The sequence below is a fragment of the Microbacterium sp. CJ77 genome, from assembly GCF_002911615.1.
Classification (GTDB): Bacteria; Actinomycetota; Actinomycetes; order Actinomycetales; family Microbacteriaceae; genus Microbacterium.
This window is the reverse complement of sequence record NZ_PQBR01000006.1, coordinates 54,675-77,992: the sequence shown is the minus strand read 5'-3', so window position 1 is coordinate 77,992 and position 23,318 is coordinate 54,675. Positions and strand designations below refer to the sequence as shown.

The 23,318-nt window shown below is 68.9% G+C and carries 25 protein-coding genes; 15 read left to right on the top strand and 10 right to left on the bottom strand.

What is annotated here, in order from left to right; all coding sequences use genetic code 11:
* The first annotated feature begins 131 nt into the window (after positions 1-131).
* The 9 genes from C2868_RS01050 (at position 132) to C2868_RS01005 (ending at position 9,270) form a co-directional block, all read left to right on the top strand.
* Positions 132-1,361: an HNH endonuclease signature motif containing protein gene (locus C2868_RS01050; RefSeq protein ID WP_103662783.1), complete on the top strand. Its 1,230-nt coding sequence runs from the start codon at positions 132-134 to the stop codon at positions 1,359-1,361.
* Positions 1,362-1,421: 60 nt separating this feature from the next.
* A protein-coding gene (locus tag C2868_RS01045) for an IS3 family transposase (protein ID WP_100813234.1) occupies positions 1,422-2,686 on the top strand; the annotation gives its coding sequence in 2 pieces (ribosomal slippage) (positions 1,422-1,773 and positions 1,773-2,686; 1,266 coding nt in all).
* A gap of 237 nt (positions 2,687-2,923) precedes the next feature.
* Positions 2,924-3,121, top strand: coding sequence for a hypothetical protein (locus tag C2868_RS17550; RefSeq protein ID WP_219811447.1), 198 nt, complete (start codon positions 2,924-2,926; stop codon positions 3,119-3,121).
* 156 nt (positions 3,122-3,277) lie between these two features.
* A complete protein-coding gene (aspS, locus tag C2868_RS01030) occupies positions 3,278-4,621 on the top strand; it encodes an aspartate--tRNA(Asn) ligase (protein ID WP_103662782.1) in 1,344 nt (447 codons plus the stop codon).
* A gap of 16 nt (positions 4,622-4,637) precedes the next feature.
* Positions 4,638-5,111 carry a GNAT family N-acetyltransferase gene (locus tag C2868_RS01025; protein WP_103662781.1) on the top strand — a complete coding sequence of 158 codons (474 nt, stop codon included), beginning with the start codon at positions 4,638-4,640 and terminating at the stop codon, positions 5,109-5,111.
* A 166-nt stretch (positions 5,112-5,277) separates the two neighbouring features.
* Complete coding sequence (locus C2868_RS01020) at positions 5,278-6,426, top strand: ABC transporter substrate-binding protein (RefSeq protein ID WP_100811996.1); 1,149 nt, start codon at positions 5,278-5,280, stop codon at positions 6,424-6,426.
* Complete coding sequence (locus C2868_RS01015; RefSeq protein WP_374935746.1) at positions 6,423-7,361, top strand: ABC transporter permease; 939 nt, start codon at positions 6,423-6,425, stop codon at positions 7,359-7,361. Before C2868_RS01020 ends, C2868_RS01015 begins: the two co-directional genes overlap by 4 nt.
* Complete coding sequence (locus C2868_RS01010; RefSeq protein ID WP_258034371.1) at positions 7,358-8,170, top strand: ABC transporter permease; 813 nt, start codon at positions 7,358-7,360, stop codon at positions 8,168-8,170. Before C2868_RS01015 ends, C2868_RS01010 begins: the two co-directional genes overlap by 4 nt.
* A complete protein-coding gene (locus C2868_RS01005) occupies positions 8,164-9,270 on the top strand; it encodes an ABC transporter ATP-binding protein (RefSeq protein WP_100812173.1) in 1,107 nt (368 codons plus the stop codon). The genes C2868_RS01010 and C2868_RS01005 overlap by 7 nt, the downstream gene beginning before the upstream one ends.
* A 13-nt stretch (positions 9,271-9,283) precedes the next feature.
* Here C2868_RS01005 and C2868_RS01000 read toward each other — a convergent pair whose 3' ends face one another.
* The 5 genes from C2868_RS01000 to C2868_RS00980 all read right to left on the bottom strand — a co-directional run bounded on the left by C2868_RS01000 (position 9,284) and on the right by C2868_RS00980 (position 11,027).
* Positions 9,284-9,592, bottom strand: coding sequence for a glutaredoxin family protein (locus C2868_RS01000; RefSeq protein WP_103662780.1), 309 nt, complete (start codon positions 9,590-9,592; stop codon positions 9,284-9,286).
* Positions 9,593-9,670: 78 nt separating this feature from the next.
* On the bottom strand, positions 9,671-9,964 hold the full coding sequence (locus C2868_RS00995; protein WP_100811998.1) for a rhodanese-like domain-containing protein: 294 nt from the start codon (positions 9,962-9,964) through the stop codon (positions 9,671-9,673).
* Between the two features lie 115 nt (positions 9,965-10,079).
* The gene (locus C2868_RS00990) at positions 10,080-10,178 is read right to left on the bottom strand and encodes a 30S ribosomal protein bS22 (RefSeq protein ID WP_003792170.1); all 99 of its coding nucleotides are present in this window, start codon (positions 10,176-10,178) and stop codon (positions 10,080-10,082) included.
* Between the two features lie 98 nt (positions 10,179-10,276).
* A complete protein-coding gene (locus C2868_RS00985; RefSeq protein WP_100811999.1) occupies positions 10,277-10,486 on the bottom strand; it encodes a helix-turn-helix domain-containing protein in 210 nt (69 codons plus the stop codon).
* A gap of 130 nt (positions 10,487-10,616) precedes the next feature.
* Positions 10,617-11,027, bottom strand: a complete 411-nt coding sequence (locus tag C2868_RS00980) for a helix-turn-helix transcriptional regulator (RefSeq protein ID WP_100812000.1) — start codon at positions 11,025-11,027, stop codon at positions 10,617-10,619.
* An 85-nt stretch (positions 11,028-11,112) separates the two neighbouring features.
* Here C2868_RS00980 and C2868_RS00975 point away from each other — a divergent pair, with 85 nt between their 5' ends.
* Both C2868_RS00975 and C2868_RS00970 read left to right on the top strand, forming a co-directional pair.
* Complete coding sequence (locus C2868_RS00975) at positions 11,113-12,534, top strand: TrkH family potassium uptake protein (RefSeq protein ID WP_232711305.1); 1,422 nt, start codon at positions 11,113-11,115, stop codon at positions 12,532-12,534.
* Complete coding sequence (locus tag C2868_RS00970; protein WP_100812001.1) at positions 12,527-13,198, top strand: TrkA family potassium uptake protein; 672 nt, start codon at positions 12,527-12,529, stop codon at positions 13,196-13,198. Before C2868_RS00975 ends, C2868_RS00970 begins: the two co-directional genes overlap by 8 nt.
* An 8-nt stretch (positions 13,199-13,206) precedes the next feature.
* Here the strand turns inward: C2868_RS00970 and proC are convergent, their stop codons facing one another.
* Positions 13,207-14,064, bottom strand: coding sequence for a pyrroline-5-carboxylate reductase (gene proC / locus C2868_RS00965; protein ID WP_100812002.1), 858 nt, complete (start codon positions 14,062-14,064; stop codon positions 13,207-13,209).
* A gap of 79 nt (positions 14,065-14,143) precedes the next feature.
* On the opposite strand from proC, the gene C2868_RS00960 reads away from it, so the two are divergent.
* Together C2868_RS00960 and C2868_RS00955 are read left to right on the top strand one after the other, a co-directional pair.
* Positions 14,144-15,256, top strand: a complete 1,113-nt coding sequence (locus C2868_RS00960; protein WP_103662779.1) for an alpha/beta hydrolase — start codon at positions 14,144-14,146, stop codon at positions 15,254-15,256.
* A 13-nt stretch (positions 15,257-15,269) separates the two neighbouring features.
* Positions 15,270-16,250: a cation diffusion facilitator family transporter gene (locus C2868_RS00955; RefSeq protein WP_103662778.1), complete on the top strand. Its 981-nt coding sequence runs from the start codon at positions 15,270-15,272 to the stop codon at positions 16,248-16,250.
* Here the strand turns inward: C2868_RS00955 and C2868_RS00950 are convergent.
* Positions 16,154-16,600 carry a nucleoside deaminase gene (locus C2868_RS00950; protein ID WP_103663040.1) on the bottom strand — a complete coding sequence of 149 codons (447 nt, stop codon included), beginning with the start codon at positions 16,598-16,600 and terminating at the stop codon, positions 16,154-16,156. The two genes, C2868_RS00955 and C2868_RS00950, sit on opposite strands and share 97 nt — an antisense overlap.
* Before the next feature lie 92 nt (positions 16,601-16,692).
* Here C2868_RS00950 and upp point away from each other — a divergent pair, with 92 nt between their 5' ends.
* Positions 16,693-17,325, top strand: coding sequence for a uracil phosphoribosyltransferase (gene upp, locus C2868_RS00945; RefSeq protein ID WP_100812005.1), 633 nt, complete (start codon positions 16,693-16,695; stop codon positions 17,323-17,325).
* Between the two features lie 26 nt (positions 17,326-17,351).
* Here upp and C2868_RS00940 read toward each other — a convergent pair whose 3' ends face one another.
* Positions 17,352-17,729 (bottom strand): hypothetical protein, encoded by a 378-nt coding sequence (locus C2868_RS00940; RefSeq protein ID WP_103662777.1) that lies wholly within the window; start codon positions 17,727-17,729, stop codon positions 17,352-17,354.
* A gap of 81 nt (positions 17,730-17,810) precedes the next feature.
* Here C2868_RS00940 and C2868_RS00935 point away from each other — a divergent pair, with 81 nt between their 5' ends.
* Entirely contained in the window at positions 17,811-18,323 is a 513-nt protein-coding gene (locus tag C2868_RS00935; protein WP_103662776.1) for a gluconokinase, read from the top strand.
* On the opposite strand, the gene C2868_RS00930 is transcribed toward C2868_RS00935, so the two are convergent.
* The gene (locus tag C2868_RS00930) at positions 18,271-21,786 is read right to left on the bottom strand and encodes a bifunctional RecB family nuclease/DEAD/DEAH box helicase (protein WP_103662775.1); all 3,516 of its coding nucleotides are present in this window, start codon (positions 21,784-21,786) and stop codon (positions 18,271-18,273) included. The genes C2868_RS00935 and C2868_RS00930 overlap by 53 nt on opposite strands.
* Before the next feature lie 51 nt (positions 21,787-21,837).
* The gene (locus C2868_RS00925; protein ID WP_100812177.1) at positions 21,838-23,316 is read right to left on the bottom strand and encodes an MFS transporter; all 1,479 of its coding nucleotides are present in this window, start codon (positions 23,314-23,316) and stop codon (positions 21,838-21,840) included.
* Between the last annotated feature and the right edge of the window lie 2 nt (positions 23,317-23,318).

Genomic DNA, 23,318 nt, shown 5'->3' with positions numbered 1-23,318 from the left:
CCGCTCGTCGAGCGAGTCGAAGGCGAGTCGAAACGACGACCCCAAATCACTCCTCGAACATGAGAACTATTTCATTTCTGATCAGCCTAAAACACCCTCTCAATGTCGGTGGCCCTCGGCAGGATTGAGGTATGAAAAGCCTCGTCGACACGCTGCGCGAACTGGTCGCGCAGGTCGGCGAGGTCGTTGATGCGGTGCACCGCGAGGGGCTCGTGGCCGCGGCATCCGATGCCGATCAGGCCGTCGCGCTCGAGCTGCTCGGGCGACTCGGACGCCGTGTCGATGCCGTGGCGATCGAAGTCGTATCTGAGGTCACGACGCGCTCCGAATCGGTGGTGCGCGAAGAGCGGTTGACTGCGCGACTCGGGTGCCGGAGCGTGAGCGAGCTCGTGCAACGCACGACGCGGCTGGGCCCGCAGACCGTTGGTCGCCTGGAGCGCGCGGCGCGGGCCACGCGTCGGGGGCGCTCGGTGTTCTCGGGTGAGTTCGAACCCGCCGCTCTTCCCGCGATGCGCGAAGCGCTGCTCGATGGCGAGGTCGGGCTCGATGGAGTCTTGGCCGTGGCCGAACCGCTCTCGTCGCTGGTGTCAGGGGTGTCGCGCGAGGCGCTGCTGGTGGCCGATCAGGTGCTCGCCACCGAGGCGCGCGGCCAGGGGCCCGACGGCGCCCCTCCTCCGTGCGCCGACCTGCTCAAGGTGCAGGCGCGAGTCTGGGCGGTCGTGCTCGACCAGGACGGTGCCGAGCCGCGCGAACGTCAGGCGTTGCTGAAGCGTGCGCTGACACTGGGGCCGGCACGCGACGGGCTCGTCCCGATCCAGGGTCGACTGCTGCCCGAGGTTGCCGCGCAGTTGCAGCGCATCTTCGACGCCTCGCTGTCGCCGAAGGTCGCGGGCGATGGCGTGCGGTTCGTCGAAGCGGATGCCTCGGATGCTCCCGCGCCTCACGATGATCGGCGGCGACCCCAGCAGCAACACGACGCGTTCGCCGGTGCGCTCGCGGCCGCGGCCGTGAGCGGCGAGCTGCCGACGATCGGCGGCGCGGCCCCCACCCTCGTGGTTTCGGTTCGGTCGGAAGACCTCGAGTCCGGCCGCGGCTGGGCGCACACCGAGGGCACCGACGAGCCCCTCTCGCTCACCGCGGCCCGGCACATCGGCTGCGCGGGGGTTGTGCAGCGCGTAACCCTCGGTGACAACGGACGCATCCTGCGACTCGGCACCGAAGAGCGTGTGTTCAACCGCTACCAGCGCCGCGCGATCGCGCTGCGGGACGGCGGATGCATCATCCCCGGCTGCGGCGAACCCGCCGGATGGTGCGAAATCCATCACGTGACGGGTCATGCGCTCGGCGGTCCCGGGCCCTGACCCCAGTTCTTGGACACGCTGAATCCAGCATTTTGCTGGGGAAGCGAGATGATCAGAATCATGGTTAGGAAGAACTACTCCGACGGGTTCCGGCGGCAGGCCGTGGACTTGTACGAGTCCACTCCCGGGGCGACGGTGCGTGGCATCGCCGCTGATCTCGGGATCGAGCGCGGCACGTTGCGGCTGTGGCTGGAGCGGCACGGGACGGGCCGGAAGACGGCTGCGGACGGCACCGCCGCGCGCAGCCCGTTCAAGGCGTCGGCGACCTCGCCGACGGCGGATGCGGGGGCGGATGAGACGCCCGCGCAGCGCATCGCACGCCTGGAGGGGCGGGTCGCGCAGCTGGAGGTCGAGCAGGTCAAGCTCGTCACCGAGCGTGAGATCCTGCGGCAGGCGGCCAAGTATTTCGCGGGGGAGACGAACTGGTGAACCGCTTCCAGTTCGTTGAGGACCTCTCAGCCACCTACCCGGTGAAGCGGTTGTGTCAGCTCGTCGAGATCACGAGGTCCTCGTTCTACGCATGGCGGGCCGGCGCCGCCGCCCGGCGGGCGCGCGCCGCGGAGGACGACGTTCTGGCGGGGCGGATCCGCGCCGTCCACGAAGGCGACAACACGATGGGCGCGCCACGGATCACCGCCGAGCTCAATGACGGCGCCGCGCCGTCCGAGCGGGTCAACCGCAAGCGGGTCGCCCGCGTGATGCGAGACAACGAGATCCACGGGTACCAGCGCAAGCGGCGGGTGCGCACCACCGTCCCCGAGCCGTCGGGACAGGTCGTCCCCGACCTGCTGAAACGGGACTTCACCGCCGAGGCGCCGAACCAGCGGTATGTCGGCGACATCACCTATCTGCCGCTGGCTGACGGGCAGAACCTGTATCTGGCGACCGTGATCGACTGCTGCTCGAGACGGCTGGCCGGGTGGGCGGTCGCGGACCACATGCGCAACGAGCTCGTCGAAGATGCGCTGCGTTCGGCGAGGCTGACCCGCGGCAGGCTGACCGGGTCCGTGTTCCACTCGGACCACGGATCGGTCTACACCTCCAAGGCCTACGCGGGACTGTGCAAGCGGCTCGGCGTGACACAGTCCATGGGCGCGGTGGGCACGAGCGCTGACAATGCCCTCGCGGAGGCGTTCAACGCGACGCTCAAGCGCGAGGTCCTGCAAGACCGGGCCGTGTTCGCCGACGAGGCCTCCTGCCGTCGCGAGGTGTTCCGGTGGCTCGTGCGCTACAACAACACCCGCCGCCACTCCTACCTCGGCTACATCGCGCCCGTCGCATTCGAAGCCGAACTCACCGCCGCTACGCTACCGATAGCGGCATAATCCCACCCCGTGTCCAAGAACCGGGGGCAAGGCCCCCCACTCATACAGATAACGGTGTGCTGCTCTGTTGGTATCACCACAGATTCATCGACCGAAACGGCTGGTCGATCCGCATGAACCGGGGCGTACCCGAAGTCCGCGCACCTTCCTGGATCGATGCCCGGATGCTGTGGCGCCCGGTCACCCGCTCCCCCACAAGGTTGCGCGATCGGATCGTCCGGCAGACATGATGATGCAGTGACCGAGCCCATCGACCTGACGTTCCCCTTTGCGGGTCGTTGGATCGTGCAGAACAGTCCTGCCACGAGGGTGTCCAGTCACGGCACGCCCTTGTTCGCCAGTTCTTACGCGACCGACTTCGTGCCGGTCGACGACACCGGACCGAGCCGGACCACGCGGCCCATCGCGGCCTGCCCTCTCTCGGCTATGCCCTGACGCAGCGGCGTCGGGTCAACGCGGGATGGATCGGACTCGCCGGTAAGACGTCCGCCGCGCCCGCGCCGTGCCGCTGACCTTTCATGGCGCCCTCCCACGTAACGGCCAGGTCGTGACCGCGGGCCACCATGTCACACCCCCGTAGACTGGACCCTCGTGAGTCAACGCGTACTGGTCAACCAGCTTCAGGGTCTGCCCGACGGCACCGTTTCGGTCTCGGGATGGGTCGAGACCGTCCGCGACCAGAAGAAGGTGCAGTTCGTCATCCTGCGTGACGAAACCGGCGCCGTGCAGCTCGTCAACCCGGCGACGCGCGAGCTCGCCGAAGACGCCGCACCCGAGGCATCCGCTGCCCTCGCCCTCACCGAGACGATCTCGGGACTCGCGACGGGCACCTTCCTGACCGTCACCGGCGAACTCAAGCACGACGAGCGCGTCAAGCTCGGCGGCGTCGAGATCAAGGTCGCGACCCTCGACATCGCCGCGGCCGCCAACCCCGAGACCCCGATTGCGGCCGACTCGAGCGTCGACAAGCGCATGGACTGGCGCTTCCTCGACCTGCGCCAGCGGCGCAACAACCTCATCTTCCGCGTGCAGACCACGCTCGAGCACGCGATGCGCACCTACTGGATCGAACGCGACTACATCGAGATCCACTCCCCCAAGCTCATGGCGAGCCCGTCCGAGTCGAACGCCGAGCTGTTCTCGCTCGACTACTTCGAAGACAAGACCGCCTACCTCGCGCAGAGCCCCCAGTTCTTCAAGCAGATGGCGCAGTCCGCCGGCTTCGGCAAGATCTTCGAGATCGCCCCGGCCTTCCGCGCCGACCCGTCGTTCACGAGCCGCCACGCGACCGAGTTCACGTCGATCGACGCCGAGATCAGCTGGATCGACTCGCACGAAGACGTCGCACGGATGCAGGAAGAGCTCCTGCAGTTCGCCTTCCAGGCCGTGAAAGACAAGCACGGCGCCGAGATCGAAGAGCTCTTCGGCGTCGAGGTGCAGGTTCCGGCCATCCCGTTCCCGCGCGTCCCGCTCGCCGAGGCGCTCGAGATCGTCAAGGCGCGTGGCTACGAGGTTCCGCGCACCGACGGCGACCTCGACCCCGAGGGCGAGCGCCAGATCGCCGCCTGGGCCCAGGACACGTTCGGACACCAGTTCGTGTTCGTCACCGACTACCACCCGCAGATCCGCGCTTTCTACCACATGCGCGACGAAGAGACCGGGCTGACCAAGTCGTACGACCTGCTGTTCAACGGGGTTGAGATCACGACGGGTGCACAGCGCGAGCACCGCGTCGACATCCTGATCGAACAGGCGAAGGAGAAGGGTCTCCACCCCGACCACCTCGACTTCTACCTCGACTTCTTCCGCTACGGCGCCCCGCCGCACGGCGGCTTCGGCATGGGCCTCGCCCGCGTCCTGATGCTGCTGCTCGGCGAATCGTCGATCCGCGAGGTCACGTACCTCTTCCGGGGCCCGACGCGCCTCGCGCCGTAGGAGCGCGGGAGGGTTCGTGACCCGACCACCGAGCCGCGTCCGGATCCGGGCGGCCGATCTGACGACGCAAGACGCGTTCACCGTCGGTCGACTCGTGCGCGCCTACCTGGTGCAGACGGAGCAGGAGAAGGCCGAGCGCGGACTCGCCGAGGTGCCCGGCACCCTCGGCCTCCCCGATACCTATCTCCCCGAGGTGGCCGAGACGGCTCGGGCCTATGACGGATACCTTGCGCTGCTGGCGGAGATGGACGGGACCGCCGTCGGAGTGGCCGTTGTGAGGCCCAACGCCCCGACTGCCGAGATCAAGCGCCTGTGGGCCGACCCCGAGATGCGCGGCCTCGGCATCGGCGCTGCGCTCCTGGATGCGGCGATCGCCGCGTGCCCGGAGTCCGTTCGCCTGTCGGTCTGGACTGGCGCCGACCGGCGATCGGGCTGTATGAATCACGTGGATTCGAGCGGGTGGAACCGTGGGACCCGCGCCCACGACTGATCTGCCTGCAGCGCGCGCGCTAGCCACCTTCCCCCGCCATCCAATCCTCACCTGCCGTTCACCTGGAACCGCTCCCTATGTAACCGGCGGTTCCTAGCGTTCCTCCCGTCCCCCCGATTCGGCGCCCTACCCGAGCGCCCGGGAACACCGAGAGGAATACACACGCATGTCATCAATCTCCCCGCGGCGTATGCGCCGCGTGCTCGTCGCAGGAACCGCGGCTCTCAGCGCCGCCCTGCTGCTGTCGTCCTGCGCCGGCGGATCCGGCTCCGGCACCGACTCGTCCGCCGGTGGCGTCGACGCGGCCACGGCGACGAGCCTGGCCGACTTCGGCACGATGGAGGAGCTCGAGGCGGCCGCCATCGCCGAGGGCCAGCTCAACGTCATCGCACTTCCCCGCGACTGGGCGAACTACGGCGAGATCCTCGACCTGTTCGCCGAGAAGTACCCCGAGATCACGATCAACGAGCAGTCGCCGGATGTCTCGAGTGCCGAAGAGATCCAGGCTGCCGAGACCAACAAGGGCCTCGACACCGCGCCCGACGTGTTCGACATCGGCCTGACCGTCGCGCTGCAGAACACGGATGCCTTCGCCCCGTACAAGGTCGAGACGTGGGACGACATCCCCGACGCCCTCAAGGAGTCGACGGGCCTGTTCGTCGGCGACTACGGCGGATACATGTCGGTCGGCTACGACTCGTCCAAGTTCGACGCGCCCGAGCAGATCAGTGACCTGCTGGGCTCGGACTACAAGGGCTCGGTCGCCATCAACGGTGACCCGACGCAGGCGGGCGCGGCATTCGCCGCCGTGGGCCTCGCGACGGTGCAGAACGACGGCACGCTGGACGACTTCCAGCCGGGCATCGACTTCTTCTCCGAGCTGAACGCCGCGGGCAACATGCTCAAGCTCGACGTCACCACCGCCACGATCGCGAGCGGCGAGACCCCGGTCGTCTTCGACTGGGACTACCTCAACGCCTCGCACAAGGCCGACAACCCCGCCTGGGAGGTCGTCATCTTCCCCGGAACGGGCTACGCGGGCTACTACAACCAGGCCATCAACGTCGACGCCCCCAACCCGGCCGCGGCTCGCCTGTGGCAGGAGTTCCTCTACAGCGACGAGGTGCAGAACCTGTGGCTGAAGGGCGGCGCTCGCCCGGTGCGCATGGAGGCCATGATCGAGGCCGGCACGATCGACCAGAAGCTGGCCGACGCGCTGCCCGAGGCACCCGCCGACACGGTCGTCCCGACCGAAGAGCAGAGCACGAAGGCGGGAACCCTGCTCGGCGAGAAGTGGGCCGCGGCGGTCCAGTGACCTCTCTCGAAGCGACCATCGCCCCCGCAACGGGGTTGGCGGACACCGCCGCCGGGTCGGAGCCTCTCGCTCCGGCCCGGCGGCGGGCCGCCCGCGGCAGCTGGGCCTGGCTCGGCCTCACGCCGTTCGCCATCTACGTCCTGATCTTCCTGGCCCTGCCGACCGTGCTCGCGATCGGATCGGGGCTCTTCGACTCAGACGGCGCCTTCACGTTCGACAACCTCGCAGCCCTCGGCGACCCGGTCATCCTGCAGACGTTCTGGAACTCGACCTGGCTGTCGCTCCTCACGGCTGTCATCGGCGCGGTGCTCGGCGCCCTCGTCTGCTACGCGATGCTCGGTCTGAACGAGACCAGCGGCGTGCGTACGACGGTGGATGCGGCATCCGGCGTGCTCGCCCAGTTCGGCGGTGTCATGCTCGCCTTCGCCTTCATCGCGACGATCGGCACGCAGGGCGTCATCACCCAATTCGTGCTGAGCGCGACGGGCGTCAACCTGGCCGAGGGCGGATGGCTGTATGCCCTGCCCGGGCTGATCCTCCCCTACGTCTACTTTCAGGTGCCGCTCATGGTCATCACGTTCATGCCCGCCCTGTCGGCCCTCAAGCCGCAGTGGGCCGAGGCCAACCTCACGCTCGGCGGTACCCGCCTGAGCTTCTGGACCACGATCGGAATCCCCGTGCTCGCCCCCTCGTTCCTCGCGAGCCTGCTGCTGCTGTTCGCCAACGCGTTCTCGTCGTACGCGACGGCCGCGGCCCTCGCCAGCCAGGGGTCGCAGATCGTGCCCCTCGGCATCCGTACCGCGCTCACGAGCGAGACCGTGCTCGGCCGCGAGAACCTCGCCGGGGCGCTCGCCCTCGGCATGATCGTGATCGTCGGGATCGTGATGTGGGCCTACTCCGTCGTCCAGAGTCGCGCCGCGCGGTGGCAAGCATGAGCGGCACGATGAACGGCCTCGCGCCCTCGCGCCTGACGCGCTGGATCATCGGCATCGTCGTCGGCGTTGCCTTCGTGATCCCGCTCGTGTCGACGTTCCTCTACACGCTGCGCGACAACGCAACCGGAGGACTGTCTCTCACCAACTGGGCGGCACTCTTCGACCCCGAGAACGCACGACTCTACGCACCGATCTGGACGGGCCTCGGCAATTCGCTCGTGCTCGCCGTCGTCACGGTCCTCATCGTGCTGCTGTTGCTCGCCCCGACGATGATCCTCGTGTCGCTCCGCTTCCCGCGACTGCGGCCCGCCTTCGAGTTCGGCGTGCTCCTGCCGATCTCGATCCCCGCGATCGTGCTCGTCGTCGGCCTGACCCCGATCTACCTGCAGATCGGACGCACGCTCGGCACGGGCGCCTGGACTCTCGCCTTCGCGTACGGAATCACCGTGCTGCCGTTCGCCTATCGTTCGATCCAGGCCTCGATCGACGCCGTCGACATGAAGACGCTCTCCGAGGCGGCACGTTCGCTCGGTGCTACGTGGCCGACCGTCGTGCTGCGCGTCCTCGCCCCGAACCTGCGGCAGGGTTTGCTCGCCGCATCCCTCATCTCGGTCGCCGTCGTGCTCGGCGAATACACGATCGCGTCGCTGCTCAACCGCCAGGTGCTGCAGACCGCGCTGGTCGTCGTGAACCGGATCGATGCCTACGCCGCATCGATCTTCACGCTGCTGGCGCTGCTGTTCGCCTTCCTCCTCTTGCTCCTCATCGGCCGCGCGGGCAGAGCCCGTACGGGAAGGACCTCATCGTGACCGACACCACTCCCCGCCCCCTGCCCCGCACCTCGGACAACCAGCTGCTGGCCGACGCCGGCGAGGGAACCCACGTCGAGTTCCGCGGGGTCGTGAAGGACTACGGCAGCACCCGCGTGCTGCATGGCGTCGACCTCGACATCAAGCCCGGCGAATTCGTCTCGCTGCTGGGGCCCTCCGGCTGCGGCAAGACCACGGCCCTGCGCGTTCTGGCGGGCCTCGAGAACGCGACCGAGGGATCGGTTCTGCTCGGAGACCGCGATGTCTCGCGCGTCCCGACCAACAAGCGCGACATCGGCATGGTGTTCCAGGCGTACTCGCTCTTCCCGCACCTGCGGATGCGCGAGAACGTCGCGTTCGGGCTACGTCGCCGCGGTGTCGCCCGAGCCACCGCAGAAACCCGCGCGATGGACGCGCTCGACCTGGTCGGCCTCGGACACCTCGGCGACCGCTACACGCACCAGCTCTCGGGGGGTCAGCAGCAGCGCGTGGCGCTCGCCCGGGCCCTCGTCACCGAACCCCGCGTGCTCCTGCTCGACGAGCCGCTCTCGGCGCTCGACGCGAAGGTACGTGTGCAGCTGCGCGACGAGATCCGCCGCATCCAGCTGCGGCTCGGCACGACGACCGTCTTCGTCACGCACGACCAGGAAGAGGCCCTCGCCGTCTCGGACCGGATCGCGGTCATGAACGCGGGACGGATCGAACAGGTCGGAACCCCGGAAGACCTGTATCTGCGCCCCGCGACCCCGTACGTCGCCGCGTTCGTCGGACTCTCGAGCACCGTGCGTGCGGACGTCCGGGGTGGCGTCGTCGAGCTCTGGGGTCAGCGACTGCCGGCGCAGGGGGAGGCCGTGGATGGCGCGGTCGACGTGTTCCTGCGGCCCGAGAACGTGCGCCTCGCCCACGACGGGGACGCGGGCGCGCTGGGCACCGTGCAGGAGAGCACGTTCCTCGGCAGCTTCCGCCGGACACTCGTGCGGACATCCGAGGGTGAGCTCGTGCGTGTCCAGCACTCCGCCGCCGACCGCCTGTCGTATGACGACACGGTTCGCCTGACGGTCGCGCCCGAACCCGTCGTGGTGCGCCCGATAGCGGTCTGATCGGGTCCGATCGCTAGAGCGCGACTTCCTCGGCACTCGCGCGGGCGCCGGCGGCTCTCTTGTCGTCGGCGTCCAGCAGTGCCTCACGCAACCGATCGGGAGCGACGCGCCAGTGCGCGTGCAGGCGATCGTCGATGAGCACCACGGGGATCTTCTCCCACCACTGCTCATACAGTGCCGGATCGTCGAGGATCGACTTCTCGACGACCTCCACCCGATCGGCAACGCGTTCGGGAAGATCGGCGAGCACGCGCTCGACGACCCCTTCTGCGACGTCGCAGAGATGGCAGTCGGGCTTGCCGATCACGGTGATTGTGGGCACGAAATCATCCTAGGCACGGATTCTCATGCCCCGGCGCCGCTGTGGATAGCGTCGGATCAGGTCTTGCTCAGCACGCGCTCACCGCTCGGTGGGATAGCCCGCCGCGATCCACTCGCCCGTGCCGCCCTCGACATTCGTCGGCTCGTAACCACGGGCCTCGAGCGCCTCGACGACGCGCGCCGACCGCCCGCCGGCCTGGCAGATCACATCGAACGGCTCGGCGGGCAGCTGGTCGAGCAGATCACCCAACTTCGACATGGGGAGGTTGACGGCGCCCGGGACGTGCCCCGCGGCGAACTCGTCTTCTTCGCGCACATCGATGAGCGGCACGTCGCCGCGCTCGTGCAGCTGCTGAACGGTGATCGACTTCATGGCCGGTTGTCCTTCGCCTCGAGATGAACGGATGACTGCTGCCGGGGGCGCAAACACGAAGCGCCCGTCCAGGGGACAGGCGCTCGGCGTGTGGGGACCGGAGTCCCCGAGCCGCTTACTTCTTGTTGCGGCGCTGGTGGCGAGTCTTGCGAAGCAGCTTGCGGTGCTTCTTCTTCGCCATGCGCTTGCGGCGCTTCTTGATGACAGAACCCACGGAGGACCTCACTATGTCAGGGGTGGGCGCCGTCCGCGATGCGTGCGGAGGGCCCGGGAACAGGCCCCGCGAACAGAGCCTTCGGAACAGCCTACCAGTCAGCCGACGTCGGCGATGGGACGGCCCAGGTCGAGAGGGCGGCTGAGCGCTTCGGTGACCGCCTGCTCCGGGACCCGATAGGAACGACCGAAACGCACGGCGGGGAGTTCTCCCGCATGCACGAGACGGTAGACCGTCATCTTCGAGACGCGCATGATCTCGGCGACCTCGGCAACGGTCAAGAACCGCATGTCCGGCAATTCGGCCATCTGACCGCCCCACTCTCTCCCCAAACGCGAACGCTCAGCACACTCTAGGGGGGCAGGAGACGTGTGTAAACCCGTGTGACTCGTGAGACGGGTGTGACGAGCGGGTCGGATGCGTCACACGCGCCGCTGATTACGTGCGGCGGCGGAACGCCGACGTCACGGCGTGCTTCGCGGATGCAGCGGCCCGGCCGACGAACTCCGCCGCGTGAGCCGCGGGCTCGGGGAGCCCTCCCGAGCCGATCCGGACGAGGGTCTCGGTGTCGGTCTCGTCCATGAAGAACGGGACGAGCCAGTCGTCGACGGTCTCGAGCGGGGTGCTCTGCAGGCTGTAGTAGCGATGCTGTCCCTCTTCGCGCACGGTGACGAGGTCCGCCTCGCGCAGCACTTTCAAGTGCTTCGACACGGTCGGCTGACTGACGCCGAGCTCATGAACGATCTGCGAGACGCTGGTTCCACCGTCCCCCGAAGAGGAACGAGCGAGCAGGATCTGCAGGATCTCCCGCCGTGTGCCGTCCGCGATCACGTCGAAGATGTCCGCCATCCCCATAGGTTAGCCGCGCGAGGGCCCGAGTACCATGATGGAGGTTCTGCGCGAAGGGGGCGGCTGCATGGCGAGGATGCGGCCCTTGTGGACGAAACAGTCGACCACCCGGGCACTGACGTCCATCGGTCAGGTGCTGCGCGACTTCACCACCTCGTCGCCCGCGCGGTTCGCGATCCTCGTCTTCGCGTCCCTCATCCTGATCTTCACCGCGTTGCTGTCGCTTCCCGCCGCCTCCGCCAGCGGCCGGCAGGCGCCCCTCGTCGACGCGCTCTTCACCGCCGTGTCGACGATCTGCGTGACGGGCCTCACCGTCGTCGACATCGCGACGTACTGGTCGCCGATCGGCAAGGGGATCATCTTCCTCGGCGTCAACATCGGCGGAATGGGCGTCCTGACGCTCGCCTCGATCCTCGGCCTGATCATCTCGAAGCGCCTCGGGCTGCGCGCCAAGCTGATCGCCGCGAGCGACACCAACCCAATGCGCGCGCACGGCGGCCCCGTGAACGAGGGCCAGACGGTCCGGCTCGGCGAGGTCGGTCAGCTGCTCATCACCGTCGCGATCTCGACGCTCGTCATCGAGGCCGTCATCGCGGCCCTGCTCTATCCCTCGCTGCTGCTCGCGAAGGTTCCCCCGCTCGATGCTCTATGGGAGGCGCCCTTCTACGCCGCGATGGCGTTCACGAACACGGGCTTCACCCCCAACCCGGGCGGGCTCACGCCGTTCGCCGACGACTACCTCGTGCTCACCGTGCTGATGATGGGCGTCTTCCTCGGCAGCATCGGCTTTCCCGTCATCTACGCCCTCTCGAAGCACCTCTGGCACGTCAAGAAGTGGTCGCTGCACGTGAAGCTCACGCTCATCACGACCATGTTGCTCTTCGTGGCGGGCGCTCTCGTGTTCCTCGGCCTCGAGTACAACAACGCCAAGACGTTCGGATCGATGGACGCCGGGGACACGGTCTTCCAGGCCTTCTTCCTCTCGGCGATGACGCGATCGGGCGGCTTCTCGGTCGTCGACATCGGCGAGCTCAACGGCTCGTCGCTCGTGGTGGGCTCGATGCTCATGTTCGTCGGCGGCGGCTCGGCGTCCACGGCCGGCGGCATCAAGGTCACGACACTCGCCGTACTCGCCCTCGCGGTCTGGTCCGAGGCGAAGGGGCGCGTCTCGGTCGAGGCGTTCGGCCGACGCATCCCGAGCGACGTCCAGCGGGTTGCGCTGTCGGTCGTCGCGTGGGGGGCGACGATCGTCGCGGTGTCGACCATCACGATCGCCCAGATCACGAAGGCTCCGATCGCCGAGGTGCTCTTCGACGTCATCTCCGGATTCGCGACCGTCGGCCTGTCGACGGGCCTGACGGCGGACCTTCCCGATCCGGCGGCCTACGTGATGGCCCTCACCATCTTCATGGGCCGCATTGGTACAGTGACTCTCGCCGCGGCCGTGGCCGCGACATCCCGTTCGCAGCTCTACTCGCTGCCCGTGGAAAGGCCCATCGTTGGTTGAGCAGATCCGCGGCGACGCGCCCGTCCTGGTCATCGGCCTCGGCCGATTCGGAGCCGCCTGCGCGGGCGAACTCGACCGGCTCGATCGCGAGGTGCTCGCGATCGACGAGAGCCTCGACCTCGTGCAGAAGTGGTCCGAGCGGGTCACCCACACGGTGCAGGCCGACGCGCGCAACATCGACGCGCTCACGCAGATCGGCGCGGCTGACTTCCAGGTCGCGGTCGTCGCCGTCGGCTCGAGCATCGAGGCATCCGTGCTCATCACCGCGAACCTCGTCGACCTGAAGGTTCCCCAGATCTGGGCGAAGGCGGTCTCGCAGTCGCACGGCAAGATCCTCGCGCGGGTCGGCGCGAACCACGTCATCTACCCCGAGCGCGAGGCGGGCGAGCGCGTCGCGCACCTGGTGAGCGGGCGGATGCTCGACTTCATCCGCTTCGACGACGACTTCGTGCTCGCCAAGATGTATCCGCCCCGGTTCATCCGCGGCGTCGGCCTGAACCAGTCGGGCGTGCGGACGAAATACAACGTGACCGTCGTGGGAGTGAAGAGCCCCGGTAAGCCGTTCCGCTACGCCGAGGCCAACACGGTCGTGACGAACCACGACCTGATCATCGTGTCGGGCACCAACAGCGACATCGAGCGCTTCGCGTCACTCGACCGCTGACGAGCCACTCAGCTCCCGGCGGCCAGCTCGCGGGCCCGGGCGAGGGCGGCGTCGGCCGCGCGCGAGAAAAGGGCGCCGAGCTCGCCCTCCTGCAGAACCGCGATCGCCCGCTCGGTCGTGCCCCCGGGGCTGGTGACGCGCCGACGCAGCTCGGCGGGCAGCTCTCCGGATGCGGCGAGCAGAGCGGATGCGCCGATGAACGTCTGCTCGGCGAGCACACGCGCCTCGGCCTCGGCGAACCCCTGGTCGCGGGCCGCGCGGGTGAACTCCTCGACGAGGAGGAAGACGTAGGCGGGGCCCGATCCCGAGATCGTCGACAGCGGATCGATCCGCTCTTCGGGCACCTCGACGACCACGCCGACCGTCTCGAAAAGGCGCCGGACGGCGTCGACCTGTTCGGCGGTCACGGCGGTCCCCGATGCGATGCCCGTGACGGCCTTGCGCACCACCGCGGGGGTGTTCGGCATCGAGCGGATCACGGCGACCTCCGCTCCGAGCACCCCGGCGAAGGTCTCGAGCGTGACACCGGCGGCCAGGCTGACGACGACGGCATCCGGGCGGAGCGCCGGAGCGATCTCGGTCAGCAGAGCGGGCACCATCGCGGGCTTCACGCCGATCAGCACGATGTCCGCATCCCGCACAGCGCGCACGTTGCCATCGGCGTCGTCGGCGAGGGCGATCGAGGTCACCCCGGCCAGGTCCGCGAGCGCGGCGGCCTTCTCGCGCGACCGGTTCGTGACGGTGATCCCGCCGCGCACGGGCGTGCCCGAGGCGAGCAGACCCGACAGGATCGCGCCGCCCATCGATCCCGCGCCGAGAATCGCCACGGGAGGGAGCGGACGGACGGATGCTTCGTGGTCGACCATCAGGTCATCCTACGAGTCACCGGGCTAGGATCGGCTCGGAGTCAGCGTCTGAGTACAGGGCTCCGAGGAGAGGGACATCATGACGATTCTGGACGGGATGACCGCACGTCAGATCGAGACCCCGCGGCTCACGGTGAACGTGCTCGAGCGTACGAAGGACGACGCGGCGACGGCGCCCGAGCGCACCCTCGTGCTCATCCACGGACAGGTGTCGTCGAGCCTGATCTGGCAGGAGTTGATGCAGGATCTGCCGCGCGACCTGCGCGTCATCGCGGTCGACCTGCGCGGGTTCGGCGCGACCGAGAATGCGCCCGTCGATGCCACGCGGGGCGTGCGCGACTTCAGCGATGACCTGCATGCCACGCTGGCGCTGCTCGAGGCGACGCCCGCGCACCTGGTCGGCTGGGCCCTCGGGGCAGCGGTCGCGATGCAGTACGCCCTCGATCATCCGGTGCTCAGCCTGACGCTCGAATCCCCCCTCTCGCCGTTCGGGTTCGGGGGAACGCGGCGCGACGGCACCCGGCTGACCGACGACGACGCCGGAACGGGCGCGGGGGTCGCGAACCCCGATTTCGTCGAGCGACTGATCGCCCGCGACACGTCGACGGATGCCCCGACCTCACCCCGCAGCGTGTTCCGCGCCGCGTACGTCGCACCGGACTACACGTCCGCACACGAAGACATCTGGGTCGAGGCGATGCTCTCGACCTCGACCGCCACCGGCAACTACCCGGGCGAGACCGTCGCGTCGGAGAACTGGCCCGGCTTCGCCCCGGGCGCGATCGGGGTCATGAATGCCGTCGCCCCGAAGTACTTCGATGTCTCGGGAATCGTCCACCTGAACCCGAAACCCCCGATCCTCTGGATCCGTGGCGAAGACGACGCCATCGTGTCCGACACGTCGTTCTTCGAAGCGGGGTATCTCGGCGAGGCCGGCGTGATCGCGGACTGGCCGGGTGCCGATATCGCACCCGCGCAGCAGATGGTCTCGCAGACCCGCGACGTGCTCGCCCGGTACGCCGACAACGGCGGCAGCGTGACCGAGATCGCGCTCGCGGGCGTGGGCCACACCCCGCACCTCGAGCGCCCGGCGGACGTGCGTCGCGCCCTGCTGCGCGTGATCGGCTACGTCGATCAGCCCGCCGATCCCGCCCCGCCCACCGAGGCGATCATCCTGAAGTCCGCGGACTGAGCGGCGGCGCGGCATGAGTGCATCTGGTGGCGGAAAGGCGATCATCGCCGCGTTCCTCGCGAACCTCGGCATCGCCCTCGCGAAGTTCGTCGCGTGGTTCTTCTCGGGATCGGCGTCCATGCTTGCGGAGGGCATCCACTCCCTCGCCGACTCGGGCAATCAGATCCTGCTGCTGCTCGGCGGCCGGAAGGCTCGCAAGAAGGCCGATCAGGAGCATCCGTTCGGCTACGGACGTGAACGCTACGTCTACGCCTTCGTCGTGTCGATCATCCTGTTCTCGGTCGGCGGGCTGTTCTCGATCTACGAGGGCGTCGAGAAGCTGACGCACCCGCACGAGGTGACGAACGTCTGGATCCCGCTCGCGGTGCTGGTCGTCGCGATCGGGCTCGAGTCGTTCTCGCTTCGCACCGCGGTGCGCGAGAGCAACCTCGTTCGAGCCAAGGGCGAGTCCTGGGTGGCGTTCATCCGGCACGCCAAGGCCCCCGAACTGCCTGTCGTGCTGCTCGAGGACGTCGCGGCGCTCATCGGCCTCGTGTTCGCACTTCTCGGTGTGGGCCTCACCGCCATCACGGGCAATCCGCTGTTCGACGCGCTCGGCACCCTGATGATCGGCACGCTCCTGATCGTCGTCGCGATCACCCTCGGCATCGAGACCAAGAGTCTCCTGGTCGGCGAGGGCGCGAACGAGGGCGACCACTCGGCGATTCTGCGCGCGATCGAATCCGGCGCCTCGCCCGTCACCCTCATCCATATGAAGACGCTCTACCTCGGCCCCGACGAACTGATGGTCGCCGCGAAGCTCGGCTTCCCCGCCGATCACACGCTCGATGAGGTTGCGGCCACGATCGACGAGATCGAAGAACGCATCCGCGCGGCCGTGCCCGCGGCGCGGGTGGTCTACCTCGAGCCGGACATCCTGCGTGTCTCGAAGAACGCGCCCAGCAGCGCGGCGGATGCCTCGGCCTCCACTCCCCCGACGACCTCCGCGCGGTAGGGCAACCGCCGATCGCGGACGACGTCGTAGACCGACCCCGCGGCTCCCGCCTTGTCGTCCCAGGAACCGAAGACGAGACGCGAAATCCGGGCCTGCAGGAGCGCACCCGCGCACATCACGCACGGCTCCAGGGTGACGACGAGCGTGTGACCCTCGAGGTTCCACGATCCGGCGATCTCGGCCGCGCGCCGGAGCGCCAGCACCTCGGCGTGGGCGGTCGGATCCCCGGTCAGCGCGCGTTCATTCCGGCCCTCGGCGACGATCGCTCCCGAGCCATCCGTCACGACGGCCCCGACGGGGACATCACCCGCGGCGCCCGCCTCGCCGGCGAGCGCGAGTGCGCGGGCCATCGCCGCGCGGTCGGCGGCGGAGACATCGGTCGGCGAGATGCCCCGGGATTCGACGGTCACGCCCCGAGCATACGACTCGGTAGCCTGTGCTTATGCGTGTGCATGTCGCCGATCATCCCCTCATCACCCACAAGCTGACGGTGTTGCGCGACGAGCGCACCCCGTCGCCCGTGTTCCGCCAACTCACCTCCGAGCTGGTGACGCTGCTCGCCTATGAGGCGACGCGCGCCGTGCGGGTCGAAGAGGTCGAGATCCAGACCCCGGTCACGACGACCACGGGTGTCCGCATCGGCAACCCGCGTCCGCTCGTCGTGCCGATCCTGCGCGCGGGCCTCGGCATGCTCGAGGGCATGGTCACGCTGCTGCCCACCGCCGAGGTCGGCTTTCTGGGCATGGTGCGCAACGAAGAGACGCTCGAGCCCTCGACCTATGCCGAGCGTCTGCCCGACGACCTCAGCGACCGCCAGTGCTTCGTGCTCGACCCGATGCTCGCAACGGGCGGGTCGCTCGGCGCGGCCATCGAGTTCCTGTTCCAGCGCGGCGCGCAGGACGTCACGGCGATCTGCCTGCTCGGCGCCCCCGAGGGCGTCGCGGCGATCGAGCGCCAGGTCGCCGGACGCGATGTGACCCTGGTGCTGGGTGCGCTCGATGAGCGTCTCAACGAGAAGGGCTACATCGTTCCGGGACTCGGCGACGCCGGCGATCGGCTCTACGGAACCGTCTAGTCCTTCGCGACCTACTCCTTCGCGAACTACTCCTTCGCGACCACAGTCACGGTGAATTCGACGGGCTGGATACCACCCTGCTCGTTGGTCAGCGTCACCTCGGTCTCGCCCACGGCCTCGGCCATCAGGCCCGGGTTGAACGTCGCGCCGTCGCGCTCGCCACCCTTCTCGAAGGTCACGATCGACGTGTCGGCGATCTCGGCCGAGTAGCTGTCTTCGGCGAGGTCGCCCGTGGTGATGTCGAGGGCCTGCCCGACGCGAAGCTCGACGCTCGCACCCTGAAGCTCCTCAGCGGACATGATGACGGGGGCTATCACCTCGTTGTCGCCCGAGGACGAGCAGCCCGCGAGGGCGAACGTAGCGAAGACAGCGGCGGCGGCAAGAGCCAGGATGCGGGTTTTCATGCGATCAGTGTGGCGGATCCGCGCCCTCCGGCGCAGCAGGCGTGCGTTTCGGCGTGGCGGGCCCGCGCTAGCGTTGGGGGGATGAACCACCGCATCGTCGTCATGGGGGTCTCGGCCGTCGGCAAGTCGACCGTGGGCGCGGCCCTCGCTGAGCGCCTGGGGATCCCGTTCCTCGATGCCGATGATCTGCACGATGCCGCCGCGGTCGCGTCGATGTCGGCGGGCATCGCACTGACGGACGCCGACCGGATGCCGTGGCTCGGGCGCGTCGGCGACGCCCTGGCCGCGCAGCCCGGCGGCGCCGTCATCGCCTGCTCCGCGCTGGCGCGGCGCTACCGCGATGCCATCCGGGCCGCCGCGCCCGACGCCGTCTTCGTTCATCTCGACGCACCCGCGGACGTGCTCGCCATCCGCGCGGGCGCTCGCGAGGGCCACTTCATGCCGGCCTCGCTGCTCGCCTCTCAGCTGGCGACCCTCGAGCCCCTCGCGGCCACCGAGGCCGGGTTCGCGGTCGATGCGAGTCTGCCCGTCGACGATCTCGTCACGGCCGCGGCACAGCGACTGGATCCGACACCAGCCGAGCGAAACCGCTGAGCCGCGCCACCCCTTCGGGGGTGTGGGGCAGATCGTCGAGCAAACCCGGCGAGTAGACGAGGAAAGCCGCGACCTCGGCACGCGAGATCGCGACGTTCAGCCGGTTGGCGAGCAGCAGGAACTCGAGCCCCCGGGGCGCGTCGCGCCCGGACGACGCCGCGAGCGACACGATCGACACCGCAGCTTCCTGGCCCTGGAACTTGTCGACCGTTCCGACACGCACGGGCGGGAGCTGCGCCGCCGCGAGGGCCGCGAGGACGGTCGCCGCCTGCGCGTTGTAGGGCGTGACGATGATGATGTCGTCGGCCGTCAGCGGTCGTGGAGGCGCGACTCGCGCCTCCCCTCCGGCGCGGTTCAGGTCCGTCCACGTCGATCCGATCAGCCCGCTCACCAGCTCGACGACCGCGGCCGCCTCTTCGACCGACGCCGTCGCGTTGCCGTGATGGGCGATCGGAACGCGGTGCAACCCCGGCTCGACGCCATCGATCGAGCGCAGAGCGGCGGAAGGGTGGGAGGCGAGACGCCCGGCGTACGACAGGTTCGACACCGGCAGGGCGACGCGCGGATGCATGCGGCGACTCTCGGGCAGGAAGTACCCGAGAGCATCGGGCAACACCGCCGAGCCGTCCATGATCCAGCCGAGCGCCGACGTGTCGACGGGTTCCGGATGCGTTCCCTGGCTCACCTGCGGGAGCTGCTGCGGGTCGCCCAGCAGGAGCAGTCGCTGCGCGGCGACCGACACCGCGATCGTCGAGGCGAGCGAGAACTGCCCGGCCTCGTCGATCACGAGCAGGTCGAGCGATCCGCGCGGGAAACGACCGTCGTGGCTGAAGTCCCAGGCGGTCCCGCCGACCACGAACCCCGACATGGCGTGCTCGTGCGCGAATGCCGCGACGCCGTTCTTGGGCAGCGGCGTGAACCGCACCTCGGCGGTGTCGTCCTTGGGCGCCTTGCCGACCCGCGCGGCCGGCACCCCGGCGTCGATCACCCGATCGAGCATGTGCTCGACGACCGCGTGCGACTGGGCCACGACGCCGATCTTCCAGCCGTGTTCGCGCACCAGACGCTCGATCACGTGTGATCCGACATACGTCTTGCCCGTACCCGGGGGGCCCTGCACCGCGAGGTAGCTGCGGTCGAGGTCGCGGAGCGTGGCGACGATCGCCGGAACGGGATCGGCCGCGTCGGCTGGTTCCGGCCGACCCGCGCTCAGCCGCGGCGGACGACGCCGCAGCAGGTCGGTCGCCGGATCGGCGGGGAAAGCGGGGCTCGCCGCGATCACGCTGTCGGCCCACTCGTCGATCGCCACTTGCTGCGACAGGGCGCGCGGCGGCGCGGCGGGGGTGATCGCGATCGGCAGTTCGCCCCAGGTGAACCCGCCCCGGGCGCGTTCTTCCACGAGCGCACCGTCCTCGAGTTCTTCGAGGACGCGACCGCGGTGATCGGCATGCAGCCACCGCGGCGACGCCTCGAAGACGAAAGGCGCCGGGAGTTCGTACAGCAGGAACGGTTCGCTCCCCACCGACAGCCGTGTGCCCGGCGCGAGTTCTCCGCGCAGGCGCAGGATGCGTCGATCCACCCGTTGCCCCTCGGCCCGGTGCCAGTCCTCCACGACCTCGCAGCGCGAAGCGTCCAGCACCGCGACATCGCGGCTCTGCTCCCACACCGACACGGGCTCACGCAACCGCAGGAAGTGGGTCGCCCAGAAGCTCTTCGCCTCGCGCGGGTAGTAGTCGATCGCGGCCGCGCCGAGGCGCAGGGCCCGGGCATCTGGATCGGCGGATTCCGCATCAGCCCCCTCGGCGAGGGCGGTCAGCGCGACGGCACGCGGCGACGGCTCGTACCCGGCGCCATCGGGCTCGGGATCGGCGGCCGAGACGATGCCCACCTCGTCCGCGCGGTCGCGTAACCAGTTGCGCAGACGCCGCGTCGAGACGCAGTCGTAACGGTTGTAGTCGGCGATGTCGTCGAGGATCGCTTCGGCGCCCGCGTCGTCTCCGGCGTCCTGGAGCATCCGCGCCTCGACGTACCGGACGATCGATTCGTCGCCGCGCTGGACATCGCTCTGCCGCGTCTCGTCGCCCATGTAGAGCGGCTCGAGCTTCTTGATGGAGTACGAACGCGACCCGACCCGAAGGGCACGCCGAACGATCGGGTACAGATCGACGAAGACACCGTCGCGCAGCAGCCGATCGACCTGCGCCTCGCCCGTGCCGTGCCGTGCGGCCATCGCCAGCAGATGCGTCGGCTCGTACGGGGCGTAGTGGTAGATGTGCATGCCGGGATGTGCCAGGCGGTGCAGGTCGACGAAGTCGAGGAAGCGTGAGAGGGCGACACGCTCCTCGTCGAACGAGTGCGCCCAGAGGCGTGAGAAGTTCTCGCGCTCGTCGACCCAGCCGAACAGATAGTCGATGCCCCACTCCGTGCCCACACCCTCGGTGTAGAGCGGATCGCCCTCGAAGTCGAAGAACAGGTCGCCGGGATCCGCGGGCGGCAGCGCGGCCAGGGCCGCGGGCTCGACCACGCGGTACACCGGCACGGGAGTCACGCCATCGGGGGCGTCCGCCAGCGCGATCTCGGACGCACGCTGCAACTGCGCCTGCGTGCGGAGCAGGCCGAAGACGTCCGCGTTCATCTTCGCGGGCGGCGCCTGCGCGACCGAGAGTTCGTCCAGGGTGCGGATGCCGGCGTCGCGGAGTTTCGTGCGCTGCAGCGGCCGCATGCCCGCCACCAGCAGCAGGTCGCGGGATGCCTCGACCTCGATCTGGCACGTGGCACATCGACCGCAGGCGAAATACCGGTCGTCGCCCCAGGCGGCGGGCGCATCGGCGGGACCCCGCTCGAGGTGACGGCTCTCGATCAGTTCGACCAGGCGCGCGTAGCGCAGGTGATAGACGGGCAGGATGTCGTCCACGAGATGCGAGCTCGTCGTGCCATCGCCGAGCAACAGCTCGACGCGATCCGACCGCGGCACGCCGAGTTCATCGAGCCGCTGTACGTATGCCGCGAGCTGCATGAGCGCGGTGACGCGAGCACGACGTGCGAGCTTGGTGTCTTGAACCAGCCAGCGCCCGCTCTCGTCCCGAATCAGGAAGTCGGCGAAGCCGACGAAGTCGGCGGTGGCGAACGCCGCCTGATAGATGATGCGCACGGAGGGGTCCGCGAGCGCCGCGTTCGTGAGGCGGACGGCTTCTGCCAGGGCCGGAGCATCGACCGACGACACCTGAGCGATGGTGGCCACGCCATCCGGATCCTCCTCCCGATACCGCTCGAGCACGCGCCGCTCGTGTCGATCGCCGAGTCGTGCCGCGCGCTCCAGTGTGAGATCTTCGGGTTCGACGACCTGCTCGATGCGGCCCAGCCGCGCATCGATCGCACGGACCCACGCGAACTCGCATTCCGACGCGGCTTTGAGGTCGCTCGCGCTCGTCACCAGTCGGCCTTCGTTCTCGATGTATCGCACGGGGTCCCCTCCGTCTGCGACCCTACCCGCGGCCTCGGACAGCCGATCGGACTACGTGGACTTCTTCGTGCGTGCCGTCAGGTCGACCAGCGAGACGACGAATGCGAGAGAGATGCCGACACCGACCGTGACCATCCCGACCGCGTACGCGTCGTGATAGACGACGATCGTGGGGACGGAATCACCTTCGCTGTAGATCGTCGCGTAGAAGAAGGCGAGCGCGATGGCGGTGCCGATGGATGTTCCGATGCGCTGCCCGAGCTGACTCACCGACCCCGCGAGGCCGCCGCGTTTGGGCGGGATGTCGGCGAGCGCGAGCGTCTGGTTGGGCGAGACGACGAGCCCGCCACCCGCTCCGGCGGCGACCATGATCGCCGCCATGACCCAGATCACGGCGCCCGACGGCACGAAGAGGGCCGCCAGAACGAGCCCGGCCGTGCCTGCCAGCAGGATCGCGAGCCCCCACACCACGAGCGGTCGACCGATCCGGTTGACCCACAGACCGCCGAACCACGAGGTCAGGGCGCTCGCGAGGGCGAATCCGATCGTGACCATGCCCGCGAAGACCGGCTCGAGGCCGACCCCTCCCTGCAGATACAGCGTGGTCAGCAAGAACAGCGCGGGAAGCGCGGCGAAGTAGGCCGACGCCAAGATCGTGCCATTGCGGTACGACGAGACCCGGAACAGCCCGAGCGGGACGAGGGGCTGGTGCCCCCGCGCCTGGTATGTCCGCTCCCAGACGATGAAAGTGCCGATGAAGAGCACGGATGGAACGAGCAGCCACCACCGGTTCGGGTCGTCCGTCGGTGAGCCGGTCGTGAAGAGGAAGGGCCAGAGCAGCGAGACGACCGCGAGCCCGAACAGCAGGATGCCGACCGGGTCGAGCGAGAGCTTGCGCCTCGACTTCGTCCGCGTGGCCGGCAGCAGCCAGATCGCCGCGGCGATCGCGATCAGCGCCAGGGGAACGTTCATCCAGAAGATGCCGCGCCATCCGTCGGTCGGACCACCGATCGCGATGGCGAGCCCACCGAGCGTCGGCCCGAAGGCGGTCGCAATCCCGATGCTCGCGCCGAACAGACCGAACGCCTTGCCGCGCTCCGCCCCGCGGAACAACTGCTGGATCAGGCCCAGCACCTGGGGCATCTGGATGCCGGCGGCAACGCCCTGGATCAACCGGGCGACGAGCAGGACGGTGACGTCCTGCGCCAGAGCGCAGACGAGGCTGGTCACCGTGAACAGTGAGAGGCCGACGATGAACAAGGCGCGACGCGAGCGCTGGTCGCCGAGTCGCCCCATCGGGACGAGCGCCAGACCGAACGCCAGCACGTAGCCCGACACGACGAGCTGCAGCTCGGTCGATCCGGCGCCGAACGCCTTCTCGATGGAGGGCAGGGCCACGTTGACCTTGCTGAGGTCGAGGATCGTGAGGGCGGCGACACCGACGCAGACCCAGTAGGCACGCCACCGATGCCGCTCGGTGAGGGCGATCTCACGCGTGCGCGGTGGCTCTTCCGGGGGTGCCGTACTCATCC